Source organism: Amycolatopsis nalaikhensis (genome assembly GCF_030264295.1).
Classification (GTDB): Bacteria; Actinomycetota; Actinomycetes; order Mycobacteriales; family Pseudonocardiaceae; genus Amycolatopsis; species Amycolatopsis nalaikhensis.
This window is the reverse complement of the sequence record NZ_CP127173.1, coordinates 4007751-4033320: the sequence shown is the minus strand read 5'-3', so window position 1 is coordinate 4033320 and position 25570 is coordinate 4007751. Positions and strand designations below refer to the sequence as shown.

Sequence of the window (25570 nt, the reverse complement as noted above, 5' to 3'; positions counted from 1 at the left end):
GACCCTCCACCGTAGCGGAGCGACGTCCGGTGGCGCGGGACTGGAGGTAACGCTGGCCGGGAGTAGCCATGATCAGCCTTGCGAAAGGGTGGCGGCGCCGTCGAAGGCGGCGGGCGTCTGTTCGGCGTCCGACGCAGCGGTCATTTCGGCATCGTGTCCACCGGTGGTGGTACAAGCTCAAGGGTGTACAAGGCCGATTTCAGCTCAGGGTAGTTGTACTGCTCAATCTCGCCGGGCACCGCCTCGCACTTGGCGACGAACTCGCTAAACAACGGTCCACGAGCGGCGCCGAGGTGCGCGGTGGCATGCACCAGCTGGACGGCCAAACCGGGCATGTCCCCAGCGTCCCGGCACTGACCGTTCGCGAACCAGGCCCCGAGCGCTTCGCCCAGCGTGCTGAGCGTGAGGAACGCCGCGTGCTGTACCAGCAGCCGACCAACAGCCTCACCGGAGCGAAAGCTGCCCGCGGTCCGCAGCATCTCGATCACCGTCGGCACGAAGAACTCGCCCGGTCCGAGCGCGATGACCTGCCTACGCTGGAAGTCACTGAGCTGCTTGAAACGAACCGTCAGGTTGGGGAGCCGCTCACGCGCATAATTGCTGCTGACCAGCGCCAGCACGGATACGGCCGCCGGCGGCAACGTGCCGTTTGGTCCCGAGGTTGTCGAGCTGTCCAGCAACGCCTCGAACCGCGTCGCCATCGTCTGGTCGACCGAGGCCCAGAAGTAGTCGTCGTCGCCCATGCGGACCAGCGTGCGCAGCTGGATCTCGCCACCGAGGACCTGGAACCGCTCGCGTGTTGCGCCCACGGCGTCGCGGACGGCGTCCCGGTTCACCTCGGCGAAGGCGCGCAACGCGAACGCCATCCGGTCGGCGTGCGCCGCGGCCGGCATCCGGCCGTCCGGGTCGACCTCGAGCATCGCGGCCAACGCCGCGAGCTTGATGATGCTCCTGCAGGTCGCGGTCCGGGCTCGGTCGTGAAACGCGGCTTGGATGTGCGACGGAGACGAGGCGAACAGCGGATCGCAGATGAAGTTCTTGAACTCATCTACTAGCTTGCGGCCCTGCGTAGGCGGGTGAACCAGCAGGGTGGACAGCGCGATCGCCAGGTGTGCCCGGGCTGCCTCCGGACGCGGGCTGTAGACCTCGCCTTCCATGCGCAGTGACGGGTGCGAGCAGAGGTGGCGGTCTTCGCGGATGCGGTCCAGCTCGCGCTGGCCGATGCTGTCGATCAGCTCAAAATCCACGGCCTTATCGACCAGCGAGCCCTCGATCTTCTGCATGGCGCTCACCCCGCCGGAATTCAGGCCCTTATCCTGCGCGTCGACGACCTGCTGGCGAAACACCTGGGCACCCGGGTCTCCTTCGTCGGCGAGGTGGATCAGCTTCACGATGATGTCCGCACTCACCGCCGACCAGGTTGCCGCGATGCTGGCGCGGATCGCGCCGGCGTTGTAGCAGCGCCACGCCTCCTCAGCCAGCGGCCGCACGTCCGGACTCCAGACCTGCGCCAACAGCGTCTCCAGATCGACCGCCACGTCCGCCCCTTCCACCGCTTCCAACCCAGCAGGAGCATCACCCTACGAGCACCGCGACGAATGCGGATTGGCGCCTGAGCAGCGGACGGTGTCGACTATCGCTGGAAGATGCCGACTAGCACGTGTTGCCACAGCCTGTTCAGCTGGTGCAGTGCACATATTCGATCGTGCGATGTTCGCCGACGACTCATCACGTCGATGTCGACTGGCGCCCGCGGCTGCTCTGTGCACGCGCTGTCCGTCTAACCGTGTCCTTGTCAGTCTCCGGCGGGGCGTGTAGCAAGTCGTGCGGGAGCTGCGACCGTACTGGGTATGGAGATTGAGTTGGCGGACGCGGTGGCCTCGGTGCGGGATGAGCTGATGGCGGCCGCGGCGCGGGGAGCCGGCAGCGATGTCGAGTTCGTGGTGGGGCCGATCGAGCTGGAGTTTGCGGTGGAAATGCGCCGGGACGCCAAGGTGAAGGCGGGGTTCAAGGCCTGGTTGGTCTCGGCCGATGTCGAGGGCGGCGTCGCGCGGGGCCGCACGCACAAGGTCAAGCTGACCCTCACCCCGAAGAAGGCGGGCGGCGGGGATCTGCTGGTCGCCGGGGACCAGGACCGACCAGCGGGCCCCGGTGACGTTTCCAGCCACGTCGAACGCTAAGGACCGCATGGTGTGGGAACGAGTCACTGCGGTCACCGGCTCGGGCGGCCCCGGCTCAGGCTACGAGGTGGCGCCGCGACTGCTGCTGACCTCGGCGCATGTTGTGCTTGAAGCCGCAGCGTCGGTGTCGGTGTTCCACCCAGGCCGGCTGGGCGCGTTCACCGGGAGGGTCCTCTGGTGCGGCACCCCAGGCGAGACGGACGACGCGGCGTTGGTTGCGGTCGACGACGAGGCCTGGGAACCTGTGCCAGCTACCGTCGGGTGGGGCCGGTCGGTCACCCACCGAGCGGGGATCGCTTGTGCGCTGCCGGCCCGACCTTCAATTCGCACAGAAGGTGCATCGCGTCGTAAGCGCCGTTCAAGCGGTGAGCTCGTTGGATAGCTGGGTAAGACCTGCCGAGTGCGTTGCAGATGCCAGCTGTGGCGCAGCCACATCGGCACCGAGCGTCAACCGGGCAGATGCGCCAGACCGTGCGTAGCGACTGCGCTAGCAGCCCACAGCGCGTGGCGCCGGACCTAGATCAACGTGCTCGATGCCCCGGCGGGTCCGGGACCTCGATCGACGGCCGCTCGGCAGCCTCGTACACCTTTGCCCCGGGTGTCGGACGGCGCTGAAGTTGGCCCACACTCGCATGCCGACCCGCGGCGATGCCAGCTTCGATGACCGCTCTGGCGCGGCGGAGGTCGTTCTGTCTGGCCCTTTTCGAGGTAGCCGGTTTAGGTGGCAGCTGACCTCGAGCTTGGCGTGGATGAGAGAAGGTCACGCGGACCCAGATTCCTCGTAGTCAACCTTCGTCAGTACCGCTGCTACGCGGCGTTCGCGCCCTCGCCGAAGTGGGCACCTGGTTCTGCTCGCCGTCACCGAACTCCCGCCGTCGGTTCGAACCTGGTCAAGAATGCTTCGCGCCGCTCAGGTTCGCGCCGCTCAGGTCCGCGTAGTCCAGGTTCGCGCCTTCCAGGTTCGCCAAGCTTAGGTTCGCGCCGCTCAGGCTCGCGCCGCTCAGGCTCGTGAAGCTCAGGTCCGCGAAGCTCAGGTTCGCGCCGCTCAGGTCCGCAAGGTGCAGGTCCGCGAGGGGCAGGGACGCGTTTTGCAGGTCCGTGCCGCGTACGCGCGCGCGTGACAGGACCGCGTCGCGCAGGTCGGCGTGTCTCAGGTACCCGCTGTCCAGGTTCGCACTGCTCAGGTTCGCGCCGCTCAGGTCCGCGTCGCTCAGGTTCGCGCCGCTCAGGTCTGCGCTCTTAAGGTTGGTGTCGTGCAGGTCGATGTGAGTGATGCTGTCATGGCTGGGGTCGCGTCGGCCTAGGACGGTGAGGGCAGCCTGGGTATCAGTAGTCGGTGGGGGAGCAGCGAGGGCAAGCTCGGCGGCAGTAGTCGGTTCGGGAGAGTCTGTGTCGTGGGCCATGCGGGGGTTGTTGGTGCGCACGAAGGCGGAGAGGACTTCGATAATGGTGGGCTGGTCGCGAGGAGAGTCGCGGGAGAGGCGTTCGAGCGCGTAGATCCCGCCAAGGCGGATCTGCAGCCGGTCGGCGCCCTGCTGGCCGAGTTGATCGACCGCTTTGGTGTAGCGGTCGGTGTACTGGCTCTGGGCGGCCAGGTCGTTCTGGGCCTCGTTCTGGCTCCGGGTCACGATCAGCGACACCCCGGTGAAGACGAGGGCACCAAGGGCCGCGAGCGCCGTGGCGGTCTGAGTGAAGATGCCGAGCCTGCCGCCCTCACGACGGGGCCGGGGCGCGCGGCGCCGATCCGGAGGCCGCAGCAATTTCACACGCGGCCGACGCTGGGACACACTGCCGGAGGGTCGGACACGAGAACGAGGTTTACGCACACCAGGAGATCGCTGTTGAAGGACTCCTTGTCACAGACATCACCGACGACCGAGTCGGGCCAAGTTAAATGACCTTGGGCCAACTGCGGGCCAAGTCAAGTGACCGCGGGCCAGATCCGCTGACCGCTGACAACCCGGTCAGGTCTGGCTCCTCCACCACGCGCACCCCCCAGATCATTCGTTCGGCCTAATGAACCCGCCATGCAGTCAACCACGCGGAGTACGTTCTACCACGCATCTCCATACGCCGTGTCGGGTGTTTCACCTGCGGTTACCGGGGTCACGTCGGTTTGACAGCTCCGGCTCCATCACTCAGGATCAGGCACGTAGTCGTACCTGTGTTCGATATGTTGTCGCTGACTTCCCACAGCGATCCTGGCGTGGTGTGGGAGCTTGTCGTGGCGTTCAACAACCCGAGCGTGCCGTGGTCGGAAGTCGAGCGGATCGCCTCCGGGCGCGCGCCCGTCCTCGGCGACGGCAACGACTCGCCCGCCTGGTCACGCAAGCGTGAGGGCTACGCCGGCGCCCCCGCCGACCTGCGCGACCGCCGTAGCCGGGACGACAGCGGCGACCGGCTCCGAGCGCCGTATGCCGAGTTGCACGTCCACTCCAACTTCAGCTTCCTCGACGGCGCCTCCCATCCCGAGGCGCTCGTGGAGGAGGCTGCCCGGCTGGAGCTGGACGCGCTGGTGCTCACCGACCACGACGGCATGTACGGGGCGGTCCGCTTCAACGACGCCGCCCGCGAACTCGGCGTCCGGGTCGGGTTCGGCGCCGAGCTCTCGCTCGACCTGCCCGCCCCGCAGGCCGGCGAACCCGACCCGGCCGGGTCGCACCTGTTGGTGCTGGCCCGGCAGCAGGAGGGCTACCACCGGCTCTGCCGCGTCATCTCCCACGCCCAGATCGCCGGCGGCGAGAAAGGGCGCCCGGTCTATGATCTCGAGGAGGTGGTCGAGGAGCTGGCCGGGCACGTCGTGGTCCTCACCGGCTGCCGCAAGGGCCCGGTCCGGCGCGCGCTCGCCGAGCACGGTCCGGCCGCGGCGCGGGCCGAGCTGGCGCGGCTGGTCGACTGGTTCGGGCACTCCCACGTCGCCGTCGAGCTGATCAACCACCGCCAGCCCCTCGACGACGCGGCCAACGACCTGCTCGACGAGCTGGCCCGCGATCTGCGGTTGCCGACGGTCGTGTCGAACAACGTCCACTACGCCACCCCCGCCGACGTCCCGGTCGCCGACGCCGTCGCCGCAGTCCGCGCCCGCCGGTCGACCGAGGAGCTGGAGGGGTGGCGCCCGCCGTCGGGGCAGGCGTTCCTGCGCTCGGGCATGGAGCAACGGCGCCGGTTCGAGCGCCGCTACCCCGGCGCCGTCGGCCGCGCCGCCGTGCTCGGCGTCGAGGTGGCGTTCGACCTGCAGCTGGTGGCGCCGGATCTGCCGCCGTTCGACGTGCCGGCTGGGCATGACGAGATGTCGTTCCTGGCCGAGCTGACCTGGGCCGGTGCCGCCACCCGCTACGGCGCCCGAGAGGAATCGCCGCGGGCGTACGCGCAGCTGGAACACGAGCTGGACGTGATCAAGGCCCTCGACTTCCCCGGCTACTTCCTCGTCGTGTGGGACATCGTCCGGTTCTGCAAGGAAGCCAACATCCTCTGCCAGGGCCGCGGCTCTGCCGCGAACTCGGCGGTCTGCTACGCGCTTGGGATCTGTCACGCCGACCCGGTGAAGTGGAACCTGCTGTTCGAACGCTTCCTCGCCCCGGAACGCGACGGGCCGCCAGACATCGACATCGACATCGAGTCCGACCGGCGCGAGGAGGCCATCCAGTACGTCTACGAGAAACACGGCCGGTTCCACGCCGCGCAGGTCGCCAATGTCATCACCTACCGGGCGCCGTCGGCGGTGCGGGACGCGGCGAAAGCGCTCGGGCACAGCCCCGGGCAGCAGGACGCCTACGGGAAATTGGTCGACCGCTGGGGCGGCGTCGCCGCGACCAAGCAGCAGACGTCCGGGGAGATACCGGCCGACGTGCTCGAGCTGGCCGGCCGGATCGAGGACTTCCCGCGCCACCTCGGCATCCACTCCGGCGGCATGGTGATCTCCAAGCAGCCGGTGTCGGAGATCGTCCCGGTCGAGTGGGCGGCCATGGCCGACCGGTCGATCCTGCAGTGGGACAAGGACGACTGCGCCACCGTCGGCCTGGTCAAGTTCGACCTGCTCGGCCTCGGCATGCTGTCGGCGCTGCACTACATGATCGACCTCGTCGCCGAGCACCACGACACCGCCGTGGACATCGGGAAGCTCGACTTGGCCGACCCGAAGGTGTACGACATGCTGTGCGAGGCCGACGCGGTCGGGGTGTTCCAGGTCGAGTCCCGCGCGCAGCTGGCGACGTTGCCGCGGTTGCGGCCGCGGAAGTTCTACGACCTCGTCGTCGAAGTCGCCCTGATCCGGCCCGGCCCGATCCAGGGCGGATCGGTACACCCCTACATCCGGCGCCGCCGCGGCGAGGAGCAGTGGCAGCACGCCCACCCGCTGCTGGCCGGGTCCTTGGACCGGACGCTCGGGGTGCCGCTGTTTCAGGAGCAGGTGATGCAGATGGCCGTCGACGTCGCCTCCTTCACCGGCGCCGAAGCCGACCAGCTGCGCCGCGCCATGGGTGCCAAGCGCTCCAGCGCGAAGATGAAGGCGTTGATGGTGCGGTTCTTCGACGGCTGCGCGCGCAACGGTCTCGACCGGGAGCTGGCGACGCGGATCTTCGAGCAGATCCACGCCTTCTCCGGCTACGGCTTCCCCGAAGCGCACTCGATGTCGTTCGCGCTGCTGGTGTACGCGTCGGCGTGGGTCAAGCGCTACTACCCGGCCGCGTTCTGCGCCGGGCTGCTGCGCGCGCAGCCGATGGGCTTCTACTCCCCGCAGTCGCTGGTCGCCGACGCCCGCCGCCACGGCGTCCTGGTGCGGGAGCCGGACATCAACGCCAGCCTCGCTCACGCCACCCTTGAACCCGACCCCGACAGCACCGGCGGTGTCGCCATCCGGCTCGGCCTCGCCGGCATCCGCCACCTCGGCGGCGCCGTCGCCGAGCAGATCGTCACCGAACGCCAAGCCCGCGGCCCCTACACCGGGATCGGGGACCTCACCGGCCGCGTCCAGCTCAAGAAGACCGCCGCCGAAGCCCTCGCCACCGCCGGCGCGTTCACCCGCTTCGGCCGCGACCGCCGCCAGGACGTTTGGGCCGCCGGCGCGGCCGCCACCACCCGGCCCGGGCACCTGCCCGGCCTCGTTCCCGGCCTGGATGCTCCCGCCCTGCCCGGCATGACCCGCTTCGAGGTCACCGCCGCCGACCTGTGGGCCACCAGCGTCTCTCCCGACTCCCATCCCGTGCAGTTCCTACGGGAGCTGCTCGACGCGCGCGGCGCGATCACCACCGCCGCCCTCGCCGGCGTCGAGGACGGCACCCGAGTCTGGGTCGGCGGAGCGGTTACCCACCGACAACGGCCGGCAACGGCCGGCGGGATCACGTTCCTCAACCTCGAGGACGAAACCGGCATGGCCAACGTCCTGGTCTCACCCGGGCTGTGGCAGCGCCAGCGCGTGGTCGCCCGTGCCAGCGCCGCGCTGCTGATCCGCGGGCAGGTCCAGGCCGCCGACGGAGTCGTCACCCTCGTCGCCGACCGGATCGAAGCGCTCGACCTGTCCATGGCGACCGCACCGTCGCGCGACTTCCGGTGACCACTGGGCAGCCCGCCGTCGGCGGCCCACGCTCCGGCGCCCGCGGCGAGTACGGCGATCTTCTGCCGATCCGGCCCGCCGCAGGCGTCCCCGTCCAGTGCCTGCGCGGGGAGTACCTCACCCACTACGGCATGACCCAGACCTACAGCCACCGGTACCGCCTGCATGGCACCCTCTGCGAAACCTGCCGCCTCATCGAAGCCCGCGACCAGGCCGAACGACGCCTGTCCGAATGGGCTCACCTCGACACCGCGATCCAGTACCCGCCCGACGCCGCGCCGCAGCAGGGACTCGTGCTGGTCGTGCGGCCGCCCGGCGCCGACACCCTCACCGGACACATCGAACTGCGCCTCGACGGCGCCGTCACCGGCACCGCCACCATCACTTGCTGCACCTCCTGCCGGAGTGCCACGCTCGACTACGTCCAGGTCGCCGCCGGGTACCGCCGGCTTGGCTACGGTCGCACCCTCGTCGCTGTCGCCCGCGCGCGCATGCCCGGCTACACCTGGACCGCGCCGCTGCCGGAGGGCGGTGTCGCCCAGGCCTTCCGCGCGCGTCTGCCGTACCCACGAGCAGCACCAGCGTGTGTCCACCGGCGGGACGGCAGCGTCGACTGACCAGTCGTTCCCCTCCAGACACCCGTGCGCCCTGGCGCAGGTCGGCCCGAGCGGATTCGCGTGAGCGCAGGTCAGAGCCGATGGTTCAGCCGATCGGGTGCTTTTCTTCCAGGTCGCACAGATCGGGCGACCTGGCCGCTTGGCGTCTTTCCGCTGACAGCGTCCGCGCACCTCGGTGTCCACCCATGGCGACACCAATTCCAGCGCCTTGAGGAATCGGCTACGATGCGGATGTCCCACTCCGGGACGCCTCATCGGTCACCTTGGGCTCACTCAGGGCGACCTCGCACACTCAGATGGAGGGATCGTTTGCCCTGGTCAGAGCGGCTATCAAACCCGCGAGGCAAGTTCTTAAGACTCTACCGAAGCTTAGAGCGAAGGATTACCGGAACGAAGTTAAGCCGGAAAGTAACGCCGGAAAGTAACAGCAGCAAGGAACAGCTAATCCGATGAGTAAACGAATGAAGTTACCGAACTTATCCGCGAATCTAACTTCGGCGGATGCAGCGAACATAGAAGCGCCCGAACTGCGGGAACAGTCCGGGCGCGGTGGACCGAACTCTTATCAACCAGCAAGTCTCCAAGGGGAACGATCCGTAATGGATTCTAACAGTCGAAGCGGTAGTGAGCCCAGCGACCGAGACGGGCATCGCCGCAGTTCAGCGGCTTGGCGGCGCGTGTGCGCGGTCGTCCTGGCACTCGTCACGCGCTCACAGGGCAGGGGTGCGGGCCTGCCGAGGGCGATGCCGAGCCTCGTTGTCGGCCTCTTCGCCGACCGCGAGTCGGCCGACCGGCTGCACCGGACCATCCGCCTTGTCGTGGTGGGTGCGGTGCTGGTCGTCGCGATGCCGAGCAGCGTGCTGATGGTGCACCCGGAGGTGTTGACGGCGATCGTCAACGCGAGATGACAGGTTGACGACGACGTCGAGGAGAGTCAGCCGGCGCGCATGCCCGGGGGCGCGCCGGCTGCTCCGTGCGTACCCGTGTTGAGCTGTTCGAGCAACAGCGCCGAGGGAAGCGTAGGTCGCGACAGACCGCGATGCGCGGCCCCAGGCGCTGAAGCGGGGCATCGGCCGCAGCACGCAAAACCCGAAGAGAGCCGAGAGAAGCCGTACACGAGGCACGTCGGCGCACGCACTGTCGCTCACCACGAAGCATCGTCGGCCGCGCGAGTATCGGCGAAGTCGATGAGCGCCTGGTGTAGTTCGGCGACGTGGACGTAGCGCAGCTCCACCGTGCGGTCATGGACCCGTGTCGCGGCCTCGACGACGGGCCCTGCGATCGTGACCCAGCCGTCCTCGGTCCGCGGGTGACTCCATCGGCCGAGGTCGCTGTTCACCCGGCCGATGAAGTCGCAGTACAGGGCATCGCCGAGCACCTGGTCGAGGGTGGCGACCACCGGGTCGAGGTCGATGATCTCGAACCCGAATCCACGGTCGGCCGACGCCTCCTCGACGTCCAGCTGCGGCAGCGTCACATCGTCCGACACGGCACGGGCGGATCTGGGTGCGCGTGCGGTGGGTGCGCTGTCTGCGGGCGCGGTCCGGCGAAGACGGGCGCTGTCGGTGAACATCTCGACCGCCCAGTGACCCATCTGCGAGGTCGGTTTCAGCAGCACGCCCACGATGTCCCCCGGTTCCCGAGCTGGCTGGATGCGTCCTTCCCGTCAGTGTGGGAAAGACCGGCCGGGTAGCGGCGCGCAAACCGAGGCAACCACCCGAAAGGACGGAGCCCTTCAAGCGCTCCGGTCAGTCGTAGATCCCCTCGACCGTCCACTGCGGGTTCTGGCCGATCGTGACGGCCAGGATCAGCGCTCTGGTGCGGTCAGCGGCCGAGTCGGCGAGGACCACCTGTACCCGCGCTGCTCCTGGCGGGTTTCCCGCCTGCACGGTCGGACGGTGCAGCCAGGGACCGGCCCAGCTGATCACCAGCAGCACCGGCGCGCCCTCGACCGCGATCGCCACCGGTAGGTCCGTCAGCTCCCCACGCATCGTGCACCCGACCTCGCGCCCGCCGGCACCGAGCACCGCCGCCGGGACCGTCCGGCGCGGGACCGTCGCCGGGGATGGTGCCGGCAGCCGGCCCGGCCACGGCGCATCCGCGGTCACCGTGGCCCGGGGATCGCCCCACGGGATCAGACGAACCCGCTCGGCTGGACTCCTGCCGCCGTCCAGCAGCGGCGTGAGCACCGCCTCGGGACCGAGCAGGCCCTGGATGCGCACCATCGCCCGGCCGGCGCGCTCGGCGGCGTCGGCGTCGCGGCCCATCGCGCCCAGCTGAAGCTGCAGCGCCTCACCCCCGACCAGCTCCTCCGGCACCAGCCGCAGCCGGATGATCCCGGAGGACGGCCGGTCACCCGCGGTCGCTGTGAGCCAGCCTTCGCACTGCCAGCGCACCCGGTCCGCGGTCGCGCGGGCGGTCAGCGGTTCGGCGCACCGCCACACCCGCAGCCGTTCCTCACCCGACTCGGTCACTGCCACGATCGCCAACCGCGTGCACGCCATCCCGTGGCGGGCCAGTCCGGCGAAGAAGCGCTCGCCCAGCGTTTTCGCGATAAACACGGCCTCGTCGATCCGCTCCAGCGGGGTCTCGAACTCCTGGATCACTTCCAGCTCCGGCGGCGGGGCGCGGCGCAGCGGTGGCCGCTGCGACAAGCCGCGGGCGAGCCGGTGCGCGAGGATCGCATCGCGCCCGAAGCGGCCGGCGACGTCTCGCTCCGCGATCGCGGCGAACGCGCCCAGCGTCCGCAGCCCCAGCCGCGTCAGCAACCCGACCAGTTCGCCGCGGTCGTCCCCCGGCTGATCCAGCTCGGTGATCGGCAACGGCGCCAGGAATCGCGCGGATCCACCCGGCACGACGAAAACGGCACGACGAGCAGCGAGGGTCGCGGCGAACAGCCCGTCGGCGATCCCAACCTGACACTCCACGCCGGCGTTCGCGGACACCTCGTCCAGCAGCCGCTCTGCCAGCGCCTCTTCGCCGCCGAAATAGCCGGCCGCCCCGCCGACCGGGACCGCGACGACCCCAGGACGCACGACTTCGACGCCCACCGCGTGCTGCTCCACCGCGGCGGCGACCGGCTCGAACACCCTGGCATCGCGATCGGGATCGTGCTGGTGCACCACCAGGCCCGGGCACCGCGACTGGGCGTCGCGGCGGCGCATCCCGCGCCCCACCCCGCTGCGGCGCGCGGCTGCGGAGCACGCCACAACCCGGTTCGCCGAAAACACCGCAGCAGGTGCCAGCAGCGGTGTTCCCGCGGCGGCACCGGCAGCGACAACCGGCCAGTCCGGGCACCACAGCACCAGCAGCCGCGGCGCGTCGTGCACGCTCATCCCGCCACCTCGATCAGCGGCCGCCGGGCTTGTCGCTCGCCGGCAGCAACGGCGCCGTCGGGGCCGGGCAGCTGCAGTGGGATCGACTGCGGGCGTGTGGCGGCGCCGCGGCCGCGGCTGGTGGCCACGACGTCGCAGGCTTGGAGATGGCCGTAACCGTCGGAGGTGGCGCCGCGCCAGGTGTGGCCGGACAGGCGCAGTTCGACATCCGCGCCCGACCAGGGGCCGGCGGCGAGCAGCACAGCACCGCGGGTGCGCAGCCAGCCGGCGAGCCGCTGTGCCAGCTGCGGCGTAGCGCTGCGGCATACCGCCGGGCTCAGCACGACCAGATCGAAGCCGTCGACCAGCGCCGAGAGCACCGCCACCAGATCCGCACCCGGATCCGGGACCAGCGCGATCCGGTCCAGGTCGACGCCAAGCTCGGCGGCCGCGGCCAGCCCGAGGTCGGGCATACCGGCGATCGCGGCCCACGACCCCGTCTTGGTCGCTTCCGCCAGCAACGCCAGGACCAGCGACGTCGACCCGGACACCGACACCGTGCCCCCGCGCCGCAGCCCACCGCCGGGCAGCAGACCAGCCACGGTCGGCAGAACCGGAAGGGCCTCGGCCGGACCGGTCACGTCCGGGCTGGGTTGCCGTAGCTGCGAGGCCGTGCGGACACCGGCGATCGCGGTCAGCTCCGCAAGCGCATCCGGTACTGCCACTGCCGCTCACCTCCAGCACCACGAGCCCGCACCGGAGACACCCGCGCACCACGGCACGGGCGAACCCGACCATTCCCCTCGAACACCTGTTCGGAGGATGCGAGAGTGACGCCGGTCTGTCAAGTCACGCCGCCCGACGTCACTCACTCAGGCGAGAAAGATCGGCGCAGTGCAGTCGAGACGACACCGACGGTCGCCGATCAGGTCATTGACCAGCGGAAACACGGCAAGACTGGGCTGATCGGGTTACCGTCGGAGCACACCGTTGGCGTCGGGACGGAGGCTCCGTATGGCCGGTCAGGACGGCGCATCGCGGGTCCCGGCGTGGGTGGAGCCGATGCTGGCCAAGGCCGACGGCGGTCGCCTCCGCAGCGGACACGAGTGGGCGTATGAGTACAAGCTCGACGGCTACCGCGCCGCCATGCGCATCGGCGCCGACGGCACCACCGTGCTCACCAGCCGCAACAACATCGACTTCACCGCCGAGTTCGCCGACCTCGCCGGCGTCCTCGCCCCGGCGCTCGACGGGCAGACCGTCTATCTGGACGGCGAAATCGTCGTCTATGGCGAGGACGGCCGGATCGACTTCGAGCTCATGCAGGAACGCCGTGGCCGCTACGTCACACACCGCAGCTCCCTGCGCCGCGACGAGCCCTTCGACGACATCGCCGTGCGTTTCCTGGCCTTCGACCTGCTCCGGCTCGGCGACCGCGACCTGCTCAAACAGCCCTACGACGAACGCCGCCTACTGCTGGCGAGCCTGCCGATGCCCGACCCCTACCGCGTCTCCGTCGTCCGCGCCGTCACGTTCGACGAACTGGCCGCCGACCGCCGCACCCCGGCCGACTTCCTGGCCCACGCCGCGTCAGCCGGTTACGAAGGCGTCGTTGCGAAGCTGCGCAACTCCACCTACATTCCCGGCCGCCGCCCGGACTCCTGGCTCAAACACCCGTTCATCCAGACCCAGGAAGTGATCATCTGCGGGTGGCGGCCCGGGCAGCGCAGCTTCGCCGGCACTCTCGGCGGGCTCCTGCTCGGCGCGCACGACCCTGAGTCTGGCGCGCTCGTCTACATCGGCGACGTCGGCACCGGCTTCAGCCAGGCCGTCCGCGCCGACCTCCTCACCCAGTTGCAGCCCCTCGAACGTCGCACGCCTCCCTTCGTCGTGGCGCCGCCGCGCGAGGACGTGCGCGGCGCCCACTGGGTTCAGCCTGAGTTGGTCGGTGAGATCGTCTACCGGCAGTTCACCCGCGCCGGGCGCGTCCGCCACACCGCTTGGCGCGGCCTGCGCACTGACAAGAGACCCGCCGACGTCCTCGCCCCGCGCTCCCTCCCCACGCCTGCGGCGGCGCCGGCGCCGGCCGCTGCCCCGTCCGAGCCTGCACCGGCGGTACCACTCGGCGAGCGCATCACCGTCCAGGCCGGCCCGCGGCGCCTGTCCCTGTCCAACCTGGGCAAGCCGCTGTATCCCGACGGGTTCACCAAAGGCGAGGTGATCAACTACTACTCCCGGGTCGCTGAGGTGCTGCTGCCGCATCTGGCCGGGCGGCCGGTGACGTTCATCCGCTTCCCCGACGGTGTCGGCGGCCAGCAGTTCTTCGAGAAGAACGTCCCCCGCGGCGCTCCTGACTGGCTGCCCACGATCCGGCTGTCCAGCACAGGCAGCCGATCCGGGCGCGGAGAAGGCGAGATCGAGTACGCCCTGCTCGACGAACTCGCCGCCCTAGTTTGGGCGGCGAACATGGCCGCCCTCGAACTGCACGTCCCACAGTGGAAGGTCAACTCCGACGGCGTCCGGCAGACGCCGGATCTGCTGGTGTTCGACCTTGATCCCGGGCCAGGCACTTCCATTGTGCAGTGCTGCGGGGTCGCCGAACGTCTGCGCGACGTTCTGCTCGAGGACGGCCTGACGCCGTTCGCGAAGACCTCCGGCTCTAAGGGATCTGTTGACCGGACTAACCGAGGACAGGCCCGCAAGCTGCGCTTCATATGCCGGGCTCTCCGGTATCTCACTTCCGTCGCGATAATGCAGGCGAGCGGATCGACGAACGAACCGCATCGCTTGGTGTGCAGTGAGCCGTTCGGCTCGGGCGTTGGGTTTGTCATCGGAAATCAGGGTTCTTCTAGGCTCTTTGCCGACACAGAATGTCAATGCCAGGTGACGGTCGCAATGTCGCCATCTGCTGAGATCGCGACGAAACGACGAAGTCCGATACGAGGCAGGATATGAGCGACAGCGCCGCGGAACAACTTACCACGATACAAAGCACGTTCAGACCATGCCAAAACAAGGCCGTTCGCAAATCCGACGAGAAGGGTGTCTGCTTCGAACGCGATCGCTGTCACAGGAACCCCCCGGCGGAGAAGACCGTACTCCGGCATGCGGACATCCCCGTTAGTTCTTCCAACAACCATCTCATTAGGGGAAACGAAGGCGGCCACCGTGACAACCCGCTCCATGCTCCATCGATGCAGAGTCTCCGCGTCCACCCAGTTGGGTTTCCAATCTCGGTGATGCGGATTCCATTCGGCGACTGCACGAATTCCGTCAGCATCGAACGCGTACTGCGTAACCACGCTCTTCTCGTCCGTTAGCGCGAACGCGCGCCCATAGGAATGTGCTGTGAGAATTCGCGCACCGGGGCTCCCTGTATCTGCGGTAGCCTCCGTCGTCCCATCATTCCGCAGCCGGGTCAGAATTCCTTGCGAATCAAGACACAGGAAGCCGCCATCGCTCAAGCCAACCGCTGAAACTATGGGCGACTGTAGGTCATGCGTCGCCATGCGGTCAAGATCGACCCCAACGATGGCGACATTAGTCAGCAGGGAGCCATCCGCCGGGGAAACCGCTAGCGTATCCGCAGAATTGCCCACACGACTGACCCACAGATCCTCGGAGCGCAGGTCGATAACTTGTCCGTCGCCCAACACCAGGCGATCAACTCCAGATTGTCGAACAGAAACAGCTTGGGTTACAGGCCGACTCAGCGACTTGGAATGCACGGTCACGCAAAGCTCAGGCCGGGGGATACGCCATTCGAATGTGAAATCCGGCCACGACCAGCAGTGGATTGATTCTCTGTCGATCATGAAAATGTGGTCGCCCGTTAAGCTGAAACACATATCGGTCACGGACTGCCAAGTGTGACCCGTCCCTAGTCCGTTACCTTTTTCCTCCTCCTCGCCCTCGTCCTCGCCCACGTAGGGGGCTCCGTTAGGATGAAGGATGCGTGCCCTTACGACGCGATCACCCTTGCCTAAATTGTTGCTTTCAGGACCTACCGGCCGAGATTCTTCAAGGGTGGACACACCCGGGTCCGAGACATTCCAAATATCGTCCAGTCTGACGACTGCGATCCAGCCGTGATCCAAATGCTTGGTAGTCTCCATCGAGATTACCAAGTGTTCGCCGGCAGGATCGATGACCGGAGCCGCCTCAACTGTTCGCCTGCTATACCAGCCAGGATCGACGAAAGCATCTGGGTACCCGTCCCTCACGACACGGAAATCATCGAATTCCCATATTAAACTAAATGTTCCACCCTTAGGGAGGTGTACAGTGTACTCGTTTCCGCGCTCGCCTGAGCCGGAAGAAAACGGTCCAGGAGGATCACTGAGGCGACATACCCGGCTTTCGTCGACACCATTCCGTACTGCAGTGGTGTTACCAAGGATGCCATCAGTCCCCTTTTCAAGGTTGCGCGAATCCAGATTCCACGCCACGGCGTGATCCAAAAAATTCGCCCGTACGACTGCAGTGTCCACATCAATCGATCGCGGGATATCGGGTGCACCGTAGGGCATTTTTAGCTCGACACTGACGCCCGGCCGACGGGCCATGCTCATCAGCAGACGCGCCGACCCGCGCTCCAGGCAAACAATCACTTCCCCCTCCGGGGAGATCAAGTACTCCCACCCGAAGCCGCCTTGTCTAACAAGCCGTACAGCGATCTCTACATACTCACGCCGCCGCTCTTGCGCAATAGCACGACATAAGTGTTGGATCACTCTGTGAACGCTGAAGAAAGTCGTACCATCGTCCGACATATCCACTGACTCGATGAGACCAAATCCTTCAAGTGCAGCAAGTGAATCTCGGACGACTAGTTCGTCGCCGAAGTTAAGAAGTTCTTCGTTGCTGGCAGCAGGGGGAAGAAATAGGAGATTACTGATACGTGTCGCCGGCAGATACGCGCAAATGTGCAATATTTCAGCAGCCAGGGACCCTTCCTGCACCGCTTGCGCTAGCGAAGTTTCCAAAACTGCTCGAACTGTGAAGTCGACGTCCGGCGTAATTCCTCGCTGAATGCGCGCGGGATTGCGAGCGTATATCTCCTTGGCATTATCGTGTAGGATTCTGTTGTATTCACTGAAGCTAATGCGTTGCTGAAGGCAATACGCGCCAGCTTGCCGTAAGGCCAGGGATAATCCACCCAGATGGCGAGCAACCTCCTCTGCGCCAGCGCGGTCATTGCTGCCAGTAACCTTGACAAGCAGGTCAGTCGAATCTTCGAGAGAAAGGCTACCCAGCGCAATCGTCTGTATACCCTGGGATCTCCAGCCGTTGTAGCGGGAGGTAATGATGACGGAGATCGGTCCTTCAGATGGCAGTAGCGGCTCTAGCCAACCGGGCTGATCAACGTTGTCGAATACAAGCAACGCCCGCGTAGCATGAGCAGCAATGCAGCGATAGGTCGTTTGTACCACGTCCCCTAGTGCGACCCCCACTTTAGGAATTCCCAGCAACGCGGCAAGGGATAGAAGGTTCTCCAATGCAGCATCGGCGGAATGTGATGGTATCCATCGAACAATGTCGAATTCAGAGCAACTTCTGTGGCAGAACTCGGCCACAGTTGCGGTCTTGCCGATACCTCCTAGCCCATGGACGACCTGCGAAATGACCGCAGCTCGGCTAGCCTCCAAGGCTAGCTTAAGTTGCTCCAACTCGTCTTCGCGTCCGACGAACTGCGACGGCCGAGCGGGCACTCCAGAGAACCGTGGGACTGACGAAATGGCTGCAGACCACGAGTCTGATTTGAAATAGCCTTCATGCGCATCGATTCCGTATTTGGGAATAGCTCGCAGGCCGACATGCGCGGCTTCGGTCGCCCCAGTGTGCGGCGGGGCGCCACCCACCTGATCGAAGTCCACCCCCACCGTCGGCCCCGAACCAGAATCACCCGACACACCCTCGGTGATGGTCACGCCCCGGCCCAAGGAATTGGGGCCGGCCTGGCAGATTGTCGGTTGGCGGCCAGACTCAGACGAGCCGAACTTCTGGGCTTCAACGATTCCGGCGATAAAGCGCCTGATCTGTCCATAGACCACGTTCCCGCGATCAGCGGGTTTGCAGATGTCAATGTGGTTTGCATCCACCGGGATAGGTGTCTGGCCCGGAATCGCAGGGTCTGCCGAGCCCGCGTCCACCACGTGAACACCCTTAGTCGCCTGGGTCTCATAGAAAATTTTGTGCCTGATGTCCACTGTGGGTGCCACAACCCAGTTTCGGTATCTGGTGTTGAGCTGGCGAAGATGCGCGGCGTTGCGGGCAAGAGCATCGATCGCCGACGTTTTTCGGTAGACATGGCCCAACGCTTTCACAACGGCATTGGTGACGACTTCGGAACCAGTGTGGGGAGTAGCCAGGAACACCACCCCTCGAGCGGCGGTGGCAAACTCGGCGTAGTCAGCACGGCCCTCGGCCGCGTGCAGCAACATCTCCTTCACGACTAGCCCGCCCATGCTATGGGTGACAAAACACAGTGGACGCTGCCCGATTCCGTGACTCTCTAATTGGGCGAGGAGATTGATCGCCCGATCCTGGATCGGCATCGCGTGCCCCAGCCAGCGACTCGACGCCGCGTCATACCCCAACGACCAGACAGACATAAGGTCGACATCCTCGGCCAGCCACTCCGGCCAGAACGAGCCGCGCCGCTTCGCCGACCAGCTCTTACGAGCGTCGCCATCAAGGCCATGCACGAACACCACGTCCAGCAACGTGTTCTCGCACTCGCCCACCTTTACGAGTTCGGTCATTACACACCCCCAGCGACCCTGCCTGAAGCACCACGGCCCCTTGCTCGATGAACTGTCGCTCCGAATCCTACAAGCGTTACAGGCACGGTCACCGTGCATAAAGGCGCTCCCTGCCGGTTGTGCGTTCGAGTTTGAACTATCCGCCGAGCTGGGACGGTGTCAACTCGAGGAGAACGGCTGTTCTCGAGGCACAGCTGCTGAGCGAGATGGGGCGTCGATCGCTAGTCCGGTGAAGCATGCAGCTCTACACCGCAATCGACACCAACGATCCTGCCGCTCCGTCCGCCTACGCCAAAAAGCTGGCGCAACAGCTTGCCCGCGAGACGCCCGAGCAGGTGACTGCGGTGATGGCGAAGAATCAGCGCACCAACCGGGTGCTTATCGACTGGTCCCAGAACAACCCGGCCAAAACCACAGTCGCGCCCTACTCCCTGCGCGGCCGCGACCACCCGACCGTGTCCACCCCCATCACCTGGGAAGAAGTCGAAGCCTGCCGCCACGTTGCTCAGTTGACGTTCACCGCCGACGATGTCCTCGACCGCGTCGATCGCCACGGCGACCTGCTCGTCGGCCTAGGTGACACCCGCACCAAGCTGCCCGACTAACAAGCCCCAGCCCACGGCAGCCGTTGAGGTGCGGACGAGCGCTCGTAGAAGCCCGCGGACTGTCCACAGATTGCCCACACCTCAAACCGCCTGTGGATAAGTCGACTTGATCCCATCGTCGTCAAGAACTCCACCGAGACGATTGCTCTCTTCCGTCGAACTATCAGATGCGCAAACAGCACCCCGATCTCGCCTGCCACCGTTCACCTTGCGCTGCCTTCGACCTCCCCTTTGGCTTTCACGGTGTTTAGGCCAAGCGCCATGGGCGGTCAGTACTTCCAGGCCGAGCCGGTGCCGCGATACTGCTCGACCGGGATCGGGTTGACGCCGTCACGCATCTGGTCGATGTAGAGCGTGCCGTGCAGGTGGTCGACCTCATGGGCGACGAGACGCGCGACGCCGCGCTCGAACACGGTGATCTTCGTCTGGCCGTCGATGGTGGTGTGCTCAACCTGGATCACGTGCGCGCGTGGGACCTGCCCGCGAACGTCGAAGAAGGACAGGCAACCCTCGTACTGCTCGTCGATATCGCCAGCGGACTCGATGATCGTGGGGTTGAACAAGGTGATCGTCTCGCCATCCGACGTGCGCACGATCGCCGCGGCCCGGTCGATCCCGATTTGTGGCGCGGCAATTCCCATTCCTTTGCCGAACGTGTGGGCTTGGGCGACGCGTTCGCACGCCGAGTTCAGCTCGGTCACCACCCGGCGGGCATCCTCGGCCTCGGCCGGGAGGTCGAAGCGGCGGGCGACGCGGCGCAGGGCCGGGTCGGTGTCCTGCACGATGCCGAGCGACGCCATCACGTCGCTCGGCGCGGGCGGCGGCCCGTCGAGGGCTGCGGCACGGCCGCGGAAGTCCCATTCGAGGCGGTAGCGGGCGTGCAGCGGCGGGTCTTCGCAGGACCAGGAGAACACGTGCCGGTCGCCGGTGGCGTCACGAGCGATGGCGGTGGCGAACGGCATGGCTTGCGCGGTCATCGAGGTGTGCAGTCCCCACACAGCCGCTGAGAGGTCCGCGGGGAAGTCCAGGCACACCGACAGAGTGCGGGTCGGCAGCCGGACCGCGCGCTGGAACCAGTTGCCCCAGTGGACTTCGCTGACGGTGTACTCGTACTCGATCCAGCAGGATTCTCCGGGATAAAGGGGAAAGTGTCCGCGTTCGCCTGCGAAGAGCAGCCAGACTTCTTTGAAGGCGTCGCGGTCGTGATGGGGAGTCCAGTCCATCGCGTCGGCCCGGTTCGGGCCGTGCCAGGCGTGCAGGTTGATTTCGTCCCAGGCGAGCGGGTTTTCGCTGTAGAGCTGGTTTGAGCGTTCCGGGTCGCCGGGGTAGCGGTCGACGGAGATGCGGATCAGGTAGCGGGTGATCGGTTCGGTGCCTTCGTTGACGAGGTGGCGCCGCTGGGTGAGCCGGTAGACGCCGTCGTCGTAGCGCAGGGTGGCGTCGTCGTGATCGACAACGAGGCTTCGGGCTCCGGTCGTGGTGTCGGGCATCGGCGGAACGGCAGAGCGGACCTTCGGCGTGCGGTGGGCTTCAAAGTCGCGGAACGCGGTGTGCAGGGCACCGCCGGCGCGCAGAGCGATTTCGGCGTGCCCAGCAAAGGCCTCCGAGGGGCGCTCGGTGCCGGAGAGCACCTTGGACACGTAGGAACGGTCGTAGCCCATCGCCTTGGCCAGGGCGGCGCGGGAAAAGCCGCGTACGTCGCGCCAGCGCTCCAACTCGACGGCGAACACGTTCACCTCCGGGTCGGCTCCGCCGGCGTCGGTGGTGCTGGTCGAGCCCGTCGTCATCGTCGTCTCCGCTTTTCTGGCAACCGTGAGTGTGCGTGAACGCACCGTGAGTCGCTTCTCAGTCTAGTTGCCCTTCCTCGCTTCGCGGTGTCCTTGATCTCGCAGCGCCACCGCCGCACCCAATCCGCCGAAGGAGACGGTCGAGGGCGCCGGTCGTGAGCTGGCAGGTGGTCGAGCAACGCGAGGAGGGGCAAGTGGACACCCAGATCGGGATTGACGACTCGACGCGTCCGGTGCGGGTCGGGGTGGTGGGGCTGCGGCACGGCATGCGTCACGTGGCCGGCTTTCACGCCGTCGCCCGGACGGAGGTCGCCGCGGTGTGCGACCTGGATCCGGAGAGGACACGGGCAGCACTGCGGACTGCGTCGCCGGGATGCCGAGCGGTGAGCTGGGCGGAAATGCTTGAAGACGACGTCGTGGACGCGGTGGTGGTATCGCTGCCCAACGATATGCACGCCGCCTACGCGCGTGAGGCGCTGCAGGCGGGTCTGCACGTGGCGGTGGAGAAACCGCTGTGCGTGACCGGAGCCGAGGCGCGCGAACTCGTGGAGCTGGCCGAGTCGAACGAGCTGGTTGTGGCGGCGCTGCATGACTTCCGGGTCGATCGCGCGCACTGGGCGGCCCGCGAACTTGTCCGCACCGGCGCGCTGGGGCACGTCTACGCCGCCCGAACCCGGTGGTTACGCCGGGACAACGCTCCCGGTTCGTGGTACCGGGATCGGGCCCGCGCCGGTGGCGGGGTGCTGCTGGACCTGGGCACTCACCGCCTGGATCTCGCGTTGTGGATGCTGGACTTCCCGCAGGTGCTCGATGTCCGCGCGGTGACCAGCCGGGCTCTGCTGCGGCGCTGCGAGGACGACGGCGACGTCGAGGACAGCGTCGCGGCGTGGCTGGAGCTGGACGGCGGAGCGACAGTGCACGCGGAGATGTCGTTCCTGGGGCACCTGCCACGTGCGGAAGACGTGCTGCTTGAACTGCGCGGTACCGAGGCGAGTCTGCGCGTGAGCAACGTCGGTGACTCCTACCGCGACTACGACCTCACGGTGTTCCGCGGCCGTCCGGGTGCCCACGAACAGGTGAGCTACCCGGTGCTTCCCGACCCGCCCTCGCTCTACGCCGACTTCGTGGCAGCAGTCGCCACCGGCACCGCCGCGCTCTGCCCCGGAGACCAGGCCGCCGCGGTCGCCGAGTTGATCGACCGGCTCTACACCGCCGCCGGTCGATGAGCGCCGCCCTGGGCGCTCCGGGACATGAGCGCGTCCTCGACATCGACCTCGACACGCTGCTTGCTCCGACCGGCGGCGTGAGCGGGCTACGAGCCCGGGTGGAGGACGCGCTGTGTCGGCACGACCTGCGGGTGCACTTGATCCTGCTGTGCCACGGCACCGACCCACAGCGGTTCACCACCACGGCACGGCTGTGCCGGGCATTGGGCCCGGTGTTGCGAACCGACCGGGTCGAACTGGTCGTCTCCTACCAGGGCGGCCCGGTGCCACGCGAGCTGACCGACCTGCTCGAGCCCGGCGATCCCGTGTGGTCCGAGCATCCCACGCTGGCCGGCTCGGACGGCGCCCTGCTACCGCAGGTGGGCAAGACGGAGCACTTGCTGTCCTGCCTGGCGATGCTGCGGTCGCGGTCGTGGAATCCCGACCGGCAGTTTGTGGTGTTCCTCGACAGCGACTACCTCGTCTACGACCCGGTTGACGCGCTGGTGCTCTACGCCCCCTGGGCGCTGGGCTTCTCTTCCCCGGACGGCGGCGCTCCCGCCGACACCCGGTTTACCGGTCTGGAGTTCGCCAAAGGCGGCGGGCTGCGGCTGGTGGCGGACGCGGAGCTGACGATGAAGGCGAGCACGGATCGGACGCTAAGCTTCCTGGATCTGCTCGACGCAGCGATGGCGCGCGCCGTGCCGCATGCCCCCACGGTCAGCGCGACGCTGCCACCGGGTGCACTCCCGACGCGGCAGGTGCTGGAGCGCACGCTGACCCCCGCGCTGCTGGACGAGCTGACCACGGCGATGGGCCGCTACACCCAGGCCGGTGGCCGATCGTCGCGCGGGCTGTCGCAGTACCTGGCCAGCCGTAACGCTCACCCGATGGAAGAGGCCCTGACCCGCTTCCCCTTCCTGCTGCACGGCGACCAAGGTGCCACGCTGGCGGCCTGGTCGGTGATACCGCTGGCCCCCGGCTACGGGCTGGAGCTGTCGTTTTTGGCCGCTGCCCTGCGCTCTGGCCGCGGTCGGGTGACCTCCGCTGTGGCGTTGCCGCACGCGCACCTGCCGAAGAACGACGGGAGCAACTTCGCGCTCGGCGTCGAGATGTTCGCACTTCTGCAGCAGCTGATCGGGGCCGACGAGCCCGTCGCGGCACGCGGGCGGCCCATGCGGCGCGCCTCGGCCACCCCGCTGGGCTACCAGCTGGTCAACCTCGACCCGCCCTCGCCGGTGCCCGCGCGCTACCCGCCCCTGACCGAGTGGACGACCGTCGAGGAGAACCAGCGATGACACCCAGCCTGCGCATCGGCGTGCAGTACACCCCCCACGCCGACCAGAACATCAGCAGCATCGTGCGCGCCGCCGTCGAGATCGAGGCGATGGGCTACGACACGATCTCGCTGCCGGACCACCTCACCCGCGCCGACGGCGGGCGACCGGTCGCGCTGCCCGACCCGGTCGCGCTGCTGGCGCGGCTGGCCGCCGACACCCGCACGATCGGTCTGGGCACGATGACCCTGCTCGACGCGCTGCGCCACCCTGCCCAGATCGTGCGCTCCGCGGCCACGCTGCAGCGGATCACCTCCGGGCGGTTCGAGCTGGGCCTGGGCGCCGGGTGGCTCGGCAGTGATCTGGCCGTGCTCGGCGAGACCGCCCAGGCTCGCATGAGCACCCTCATCCGCACGCTCACCCTGCTCCGTCACGCCTGGCCCGGTCCCGGCTCACCGGACACGGGAGAGGACGCCGACGACGTCGAGGCCCGCGCGGCGGTGGCAGCGAACGCCGCCGGTGTCCCGGCGCCGGCACTGGTCGTGGCTGCCGGCGGCCCGCGGATGCTGCGTCTCGCGGCGGCGACGGCCGACGTCGTCGCGCTCACCGTGCCCACGTGGGATCGCGCGACCGGCCGTCCGACCGCCGCATCCGTCGCAGCCCAGATGGACCTCGTACGCCGCGCCAGCCCGCCGGAGTGGCCCGCACCCGTGTTCCATCTGCAGATCCGGGACATGCCCACGGCCGCGCCCACCGACCCGGAGGCCGATTGGTGGCTTCTGGGCGGCAGTCCTGCTGAGGCCGCCGAGGCCTTGCGCGGCCGGATCGAGGCCGGTGTCGGCTACCTGAGCGTGTGCACGAACGACCTGCACGCCCTGCGCCGGTTCGCCGACACCGTGCTTCCGCTGGTCATGTCATGACCTCGGTCATCGTGCTGTGCGGCGGACCCGGCACCCGCATGGGCGCGACGTCGCGAGACCGGCAGAAGTGCTTGACGCCGCTGTGGGGAGCCCCGCTGCTGCAGCTGCTCCTCGCTCGGCTGTGTCCCGCCGTGTCCGGCCCCGACGTCCCGATCGTGCTGCTGACCGGCCACCACGGCCACCAAGTCGCCAACCTGGCCCGACAGTGGCGTGCCCGGATCGACCCGCGGATCCAGGCCGTGGCCGAGCACGGCGCCGGCTGGGTGGGTGTCGAGCACGCCGCACGCGACCTGCCCGACCCGGTGCTGATCGTCGCGGGCAACGTCCTGCTCGACTACGAGACCCTCATTCCCCGGATGCTCGAGGAGCATCGGCGCAGCGGCCGGCCCGTCGTGGCCGCGAGCGAGCAGTGGCGCACGAGCGGGCACTACACCCTCACCGCGACCCACGACACCGTCACCTCCTGGCACCGCACCGCCGACACACCCGCCCACGGTCGCCCCGGCCGGTACGAGGTGGTCGACACCTACCTGCTCACCGCCGAGGTCCTGGCGCTGATGCGCGCTCGGCGGATCAGCCACACCCGCGCCCTCGGCTTCTTCGTCGCGGACGCGGCGCTAGGTTTCTGCGCGGTCCCCGGCGACTGGCTGCACGTCGAGACGCCGGCCGACCTCATCGTCGCCCCCGACCGAAAGGCCAGCCTGTGCCCAGCAGTCCCACCGTCATCGCGATCTCCGGTCCGCCCGCCGTCGGCAAGAGCACCCTCGCCCGCGGACTCGCCACCCGGCTGACGCTGCCGCTGCTCTCGCGCGACGCGATCAAGGAAGCCCTGTTCGACACCCTGGGCTACGACGACCGGCTGCAGTCCAAGCGATTCGGAGCCGCCGCCGCAGCCGTGCTGTTCACCCAGCTCACCGACATCCTCGGCGCCGGAACATCCTGCCTGACCGAATCGAACTTCCGCCGAACCCACTCCAGCGACGACTTCCGGCGGCTGGTGAAGGACACCGGCGCCCGCGTCGTCCAGGTCCAGCTCACTGCAGACGGCCCGACCCTGCTGAAGCGGTTCGCCGAGCGCTCGGCCACCGCCGAACGCCACCCCGGGCACGGCGACCAGAACAACCTCGACGAATTCTCCGCCGAGCTGCTCGCCGGCGCCTACGAGCCGCTGGACGTGCCCGGCGATGTCCTGACCATCGACGCGACCGACCCGGCCGCGGTGTCCCTCGACGACCTCGCGGCGCAGCTGGCCACCCTGCTCGACCATCCGACACATCCACCCACTTCGCCGCCGGCCTGAGCACCACCCTCAGGCGCCGCGGCCTCGTCACGAGTGAGGAGCCGACCACC

General features: G+C 67.7%; 17 protein-coding genes and 1 pseudogene. 11 read left to right on the top strand and 7 right to left on the bottom strand.

Features of this window, described 5'->3' with window-relative positions:
- Positions 1 to 140: 140 nt before the first annotated feature.
- Positions 141 to 1538, bottom strand: coding sequence for a hypothetical protein (locus tag QP939_RS19985; RefSeq protein WP_285458336.1), 1398 nt, complete (start codon positions 1536 to 1538; stop codon positions 141 to 143).
- 324 nt (positions 1539 to 1862) lie between these two features.
- Between QP939_RS19985 and QP939_RS19980 the strand changes: the two genes are divergently transcribed.
- Positions 1863 to 2180: a trypco2 family protein gene (locus QP939_RS19980; protein ID WP_285458335.1), complete on the top strand. Its 318-nt coding sequence runs from the start codon at positions 1863 to 1865 to the stop codon at positions 2178 to 2180.
- 890 nt (positions 2181 to 3070) lie between these two features.
- On the opposite strand, the gene QP939_RS19975 is transcribed toward QP939_RS19980, so the two are convergent.
- Positions 3071 to 3946, bottom strand: coding sequence for a pentapeptide repeat-containing protein (locus QP939_RS19975; RefSeq protein WP_285458334.1), 876 nt, complete (start codon positions 3944 to 3946; stop codon positions 3071 to 3073).
- Between the two features lie 458 nt (positions 3947 to 4404).
- On the opposite strand from QP939_RS19975, the gene QP939_RS19970 reads away from it, so the two are divergent.
- The 3 genes from QP939_RS19970 (at position 4405) to QP939_RS19960 (ending at position 9256) form a co-directional block, all read left to right on the top strand.
- On the top strand, positions 4405 to 7731 hold the full coding sequence (locus tag QP939_RS19970; RefSeq protein WP_285459796.1) for an error-prone DNA polymerase: 3327 nt from the start codon (positions 4405 to 4407) through the stop codon (positions 7729 to 7731).
- The gene (locus QP939_RS19965; protein ID WP_285458333.1) at positions 7728 to 8348 is read left to right on the top strand and encodes a GNAT family N-acetyltransferase; all 621 of its coding nucleotides are present in this window, start codon (positions 7728 to 7730) and stop codon (positions 8346 to 8348) included. The genes QP939_RS19970 and QP939_RS19965 overlap by 4 nt, the downstream gene beginning before the upstream one ends.
- Before the next feature lie 743 nt (positions 8349 to 9091).
- Positions 9092 to 9256 (top strand): hypothetical protein, encoded by a 165-nt coding sequence (locus tag QP939_RS19960; RefSeq protein ID WP_285458332.1) that lies wholly within the window; start codon positions 9092 to 9094, stop codon positions 9254 to 9256.
- Between the two features lie 236 nt (positions 9257 to 9492).
- On the opposite strand, the gene QP939_RS19955 is transcribed toward QP939_RS19960, so the two are convergent.
- The 3 genes from QP939_RS19955 to imuA' all read right to left on the bottom strand — a co-directional run bounded on the left by QP939_RS19955 (position 9493) and on the right by imuA' (position 12387).
- On the bottom strand, positions 9493 to 9972 hold the full coding sequence (locus QP939_RS19955; RefSeq protein WP_285458331.1) for a hypothetical protein: 480 nt from the start codon (positions 9970 to 9972) through the stop codon (positions 9493 to 9495).
- Between the two features lie 124 nt (positions 9973 to 10096).
- Entirely contained in the window at positions 10097 to 11683 is a 1587-nt protein-coding gene (locus QP939_RS19950) for a DNA polymerase Y family protein (RefSeq protein WP_285458330.1), read from the bottom strand.
- A complete protein-coding gene (imuA', locus tag QP939_RS19945) occupies positions 11680 to 12387 on the bottom strand; it encodes a DnaE2-dependent mutagenesis accessory factor ImuA' (RefSeq protein ID WP_285458329.1) in 708 nt (235 codons plus the stop codon). The genes QP939_RS19950 and imuA' overlap by 4 nt, the downstream gene beginning before the upstream one ends.
- Before the next feature lie 289 nt (positions 12388 to 12676).
- On the opposite strand from imuA', the gene ligD (QP939_RS19940) reads away from it, so the two are divergent.
- Positions 12677 to 14617 (top strand): non-homologous end-joining DNA ligase, encoded by a 1941-nt coding sequence (ligD, locus tag QP939_RS19940; protein WP_285458328.1) that lies wholly within the window; start codon positions 12677 to 12679, stop codon positions 14615 to 14617.
- On the opposite strand, the gene QP939_RS19935 is transcribed toward ligD (QP939_RS19940), so the two are convergent.
- The gene (locus QP939_RS19935) at positions 14536 to 18426 is read right to left on the bottom strand and encodes an alpha/beta hydrolase (protein WP_285458327.1); all 3891 of its coding nucleotides are present in this window, start codon (positions 18424 to 18426) and stop codon (positions 14536 to 14538) included. The two genes, ligD (QP939_RS19940) and QP939_RS19935, sit on opposite strands and share 82 nt — an antisense overlap.
- 236 nt (positions 18427 to 18662) lie before the next feature.
- Here QP939_RS19935 and ligD (QP939_RS19930) point away from each other — a divergent pair.
- Positions 18663 to 19031, top strand: a pseudogene (gene ligD, locus QP939_RS19930) (non-homologous end-joining DNA ligase LigD); the annotation flags it as partial.
- 269 nt (positions 19032 to 19300) lie between these two features.
- Here the strand turns inward: ligD (QP939_RS19930) and QP939_RS19925 are convergent.
- The gene (locus QP939_RS19925) at positions 19301 to 20818 is read right to left on the bottom strand and encodes a peptide deformylase (RefSeq protein WP_285458326.1); all 1518 of its coding nucleotides are present in this window, start codon (positions 20816 to 20818) and stop codon (positions 19301 to 19303) included.
- A gap of 155 nt (positions 20819 to 20973) precedes the next feature.
- Between QP939_RS19925 and QP939_RS19920 the strand changes: the two genes are divergently transcribed.
- The 5 genes from QP939_RS19920 to QP939_RS19900 are packed head-to-tail and all read left to right on the top strand — an operon-like array spanning position 20974 to position 25520.
- Positions 20974 to 22044, top strand: coding sequence for a Gfo/Idh/MocA family protein (locus QP939_RS19920; protein ID WP_285458325.1), 1071 nt, complete (start codon positions 20974 to 20976; stop codon positions 22042 to 22044).
- Positions 22041 to 23321, top strand: a complete 1281-nt coding sequence (locus tag QP939_RS19915; RefSeq protein ID WP_285458324.1) for a hypothetical protein — start codon at positions 22041 to 22043, stop codon at positions 23319 to 23321. The genes QP939_RS19920 and QP939_RS19915 overlap by 4 nt, the downstream gene beginning before the upstream one ends.
- Entirely contained in the window at positions 23318 to 24220 is a 903-nt protein-coding gene (locus QP939_RS19910) for an LLM class flavin-dependent oxidoreductase (RefSeq protein ID WP_285458323.1), read from the top strand. Before QP939_RS19915 ends, QP939_RS19910 begins: the two co-directional genes overlap by 4 nt.
- Complete coding sequence (locus QP939_RS19905; RefSeq protein ID WP_285458322.1) at positions 24217 to 25011, top strand: NTP transferase domain-containing protein; 795 nt, start codon at positions 24217 to 24219, stop codon at positions 25009 to 25011. Before QP939_RS19910 ends, QP939_RS19905 begins: the two co-directional genes overlap by 4 nt.
- Complete coding sequence (locus QP939_RS19900) at positions 24924 to 25520, top strand: P-loop nucleotide/nucleoside kinase family protein (protein WP_285458321.1); 597 nt, start codon at positions 24924 to 24926, stop codon at positions 25518 to 25520. The genes QP939_RS19905 and QP939_RS19900 overlap by 88 nt, the downstream gene beginning before the upstream one ends.
- Positions 25521 to 25570 lie beyond the last annotated feature (50 nt).

Bases quoted from the DNA above. Each gene is read 5' to 3' on its own strand.
- QP939_RS19935 (WP_285458327.1), bottom strand. From the start codon at position 18,426: ATGACCGAACTCGTAAAGGTGGGCGAGTGCGAGAACACGTTGCTGGAC.
- QP939_RS19925 (WP_285458326.1), bottom strand. From the start codon at position 20,818: ATGACGACGGGCTCGACCAGCACCACCGACGCCGGCGGAGCCGACCCG.
- QP939_RS19960 (WP_285458332.1), top strand. From the start codon at position 9,092: ATGCCGAGCCTCGTTGTCGGCCTCTTCGCCGACCGCGAGTCGGCCGAC.
- ligD (WP_285458328.1), top strand. From the start codon at position 12,677: ATGGCCGGTCAGGACGGCGCATCGCGGGTCCCGGCGTGGGTGGAGCCG.
- QP939_RS19905 (WP_285458322.1), top strand. From the start codon at position 24,217: ATGACCTCGGTCATCGTGCTGTGCGGCGGACCCGGCACCCGCATGGGC.
- QP939_RS19915 (WP_285458324.1), top strand. From the start codon at position 22,041: ATGAGCGCCGCCCTGGGCGCTCCGGGACATGAGCGCGTCCTCGACATC.
- QP939_RS19910 (WP_285458323.1), top strand. From the start codon at position 23,318: ATGACACCCAGCCTGCGCATCGGCGTGCAGTACACCCCCCACGCCGAC.
- QP939_RS19950 (WP_285458330.1), bottom strand. From the start codon at position 11,683: ATGAGCGTGCACGACGCGCCGCGGCTGCTGGTGCTGTGGTGCCCGGAC.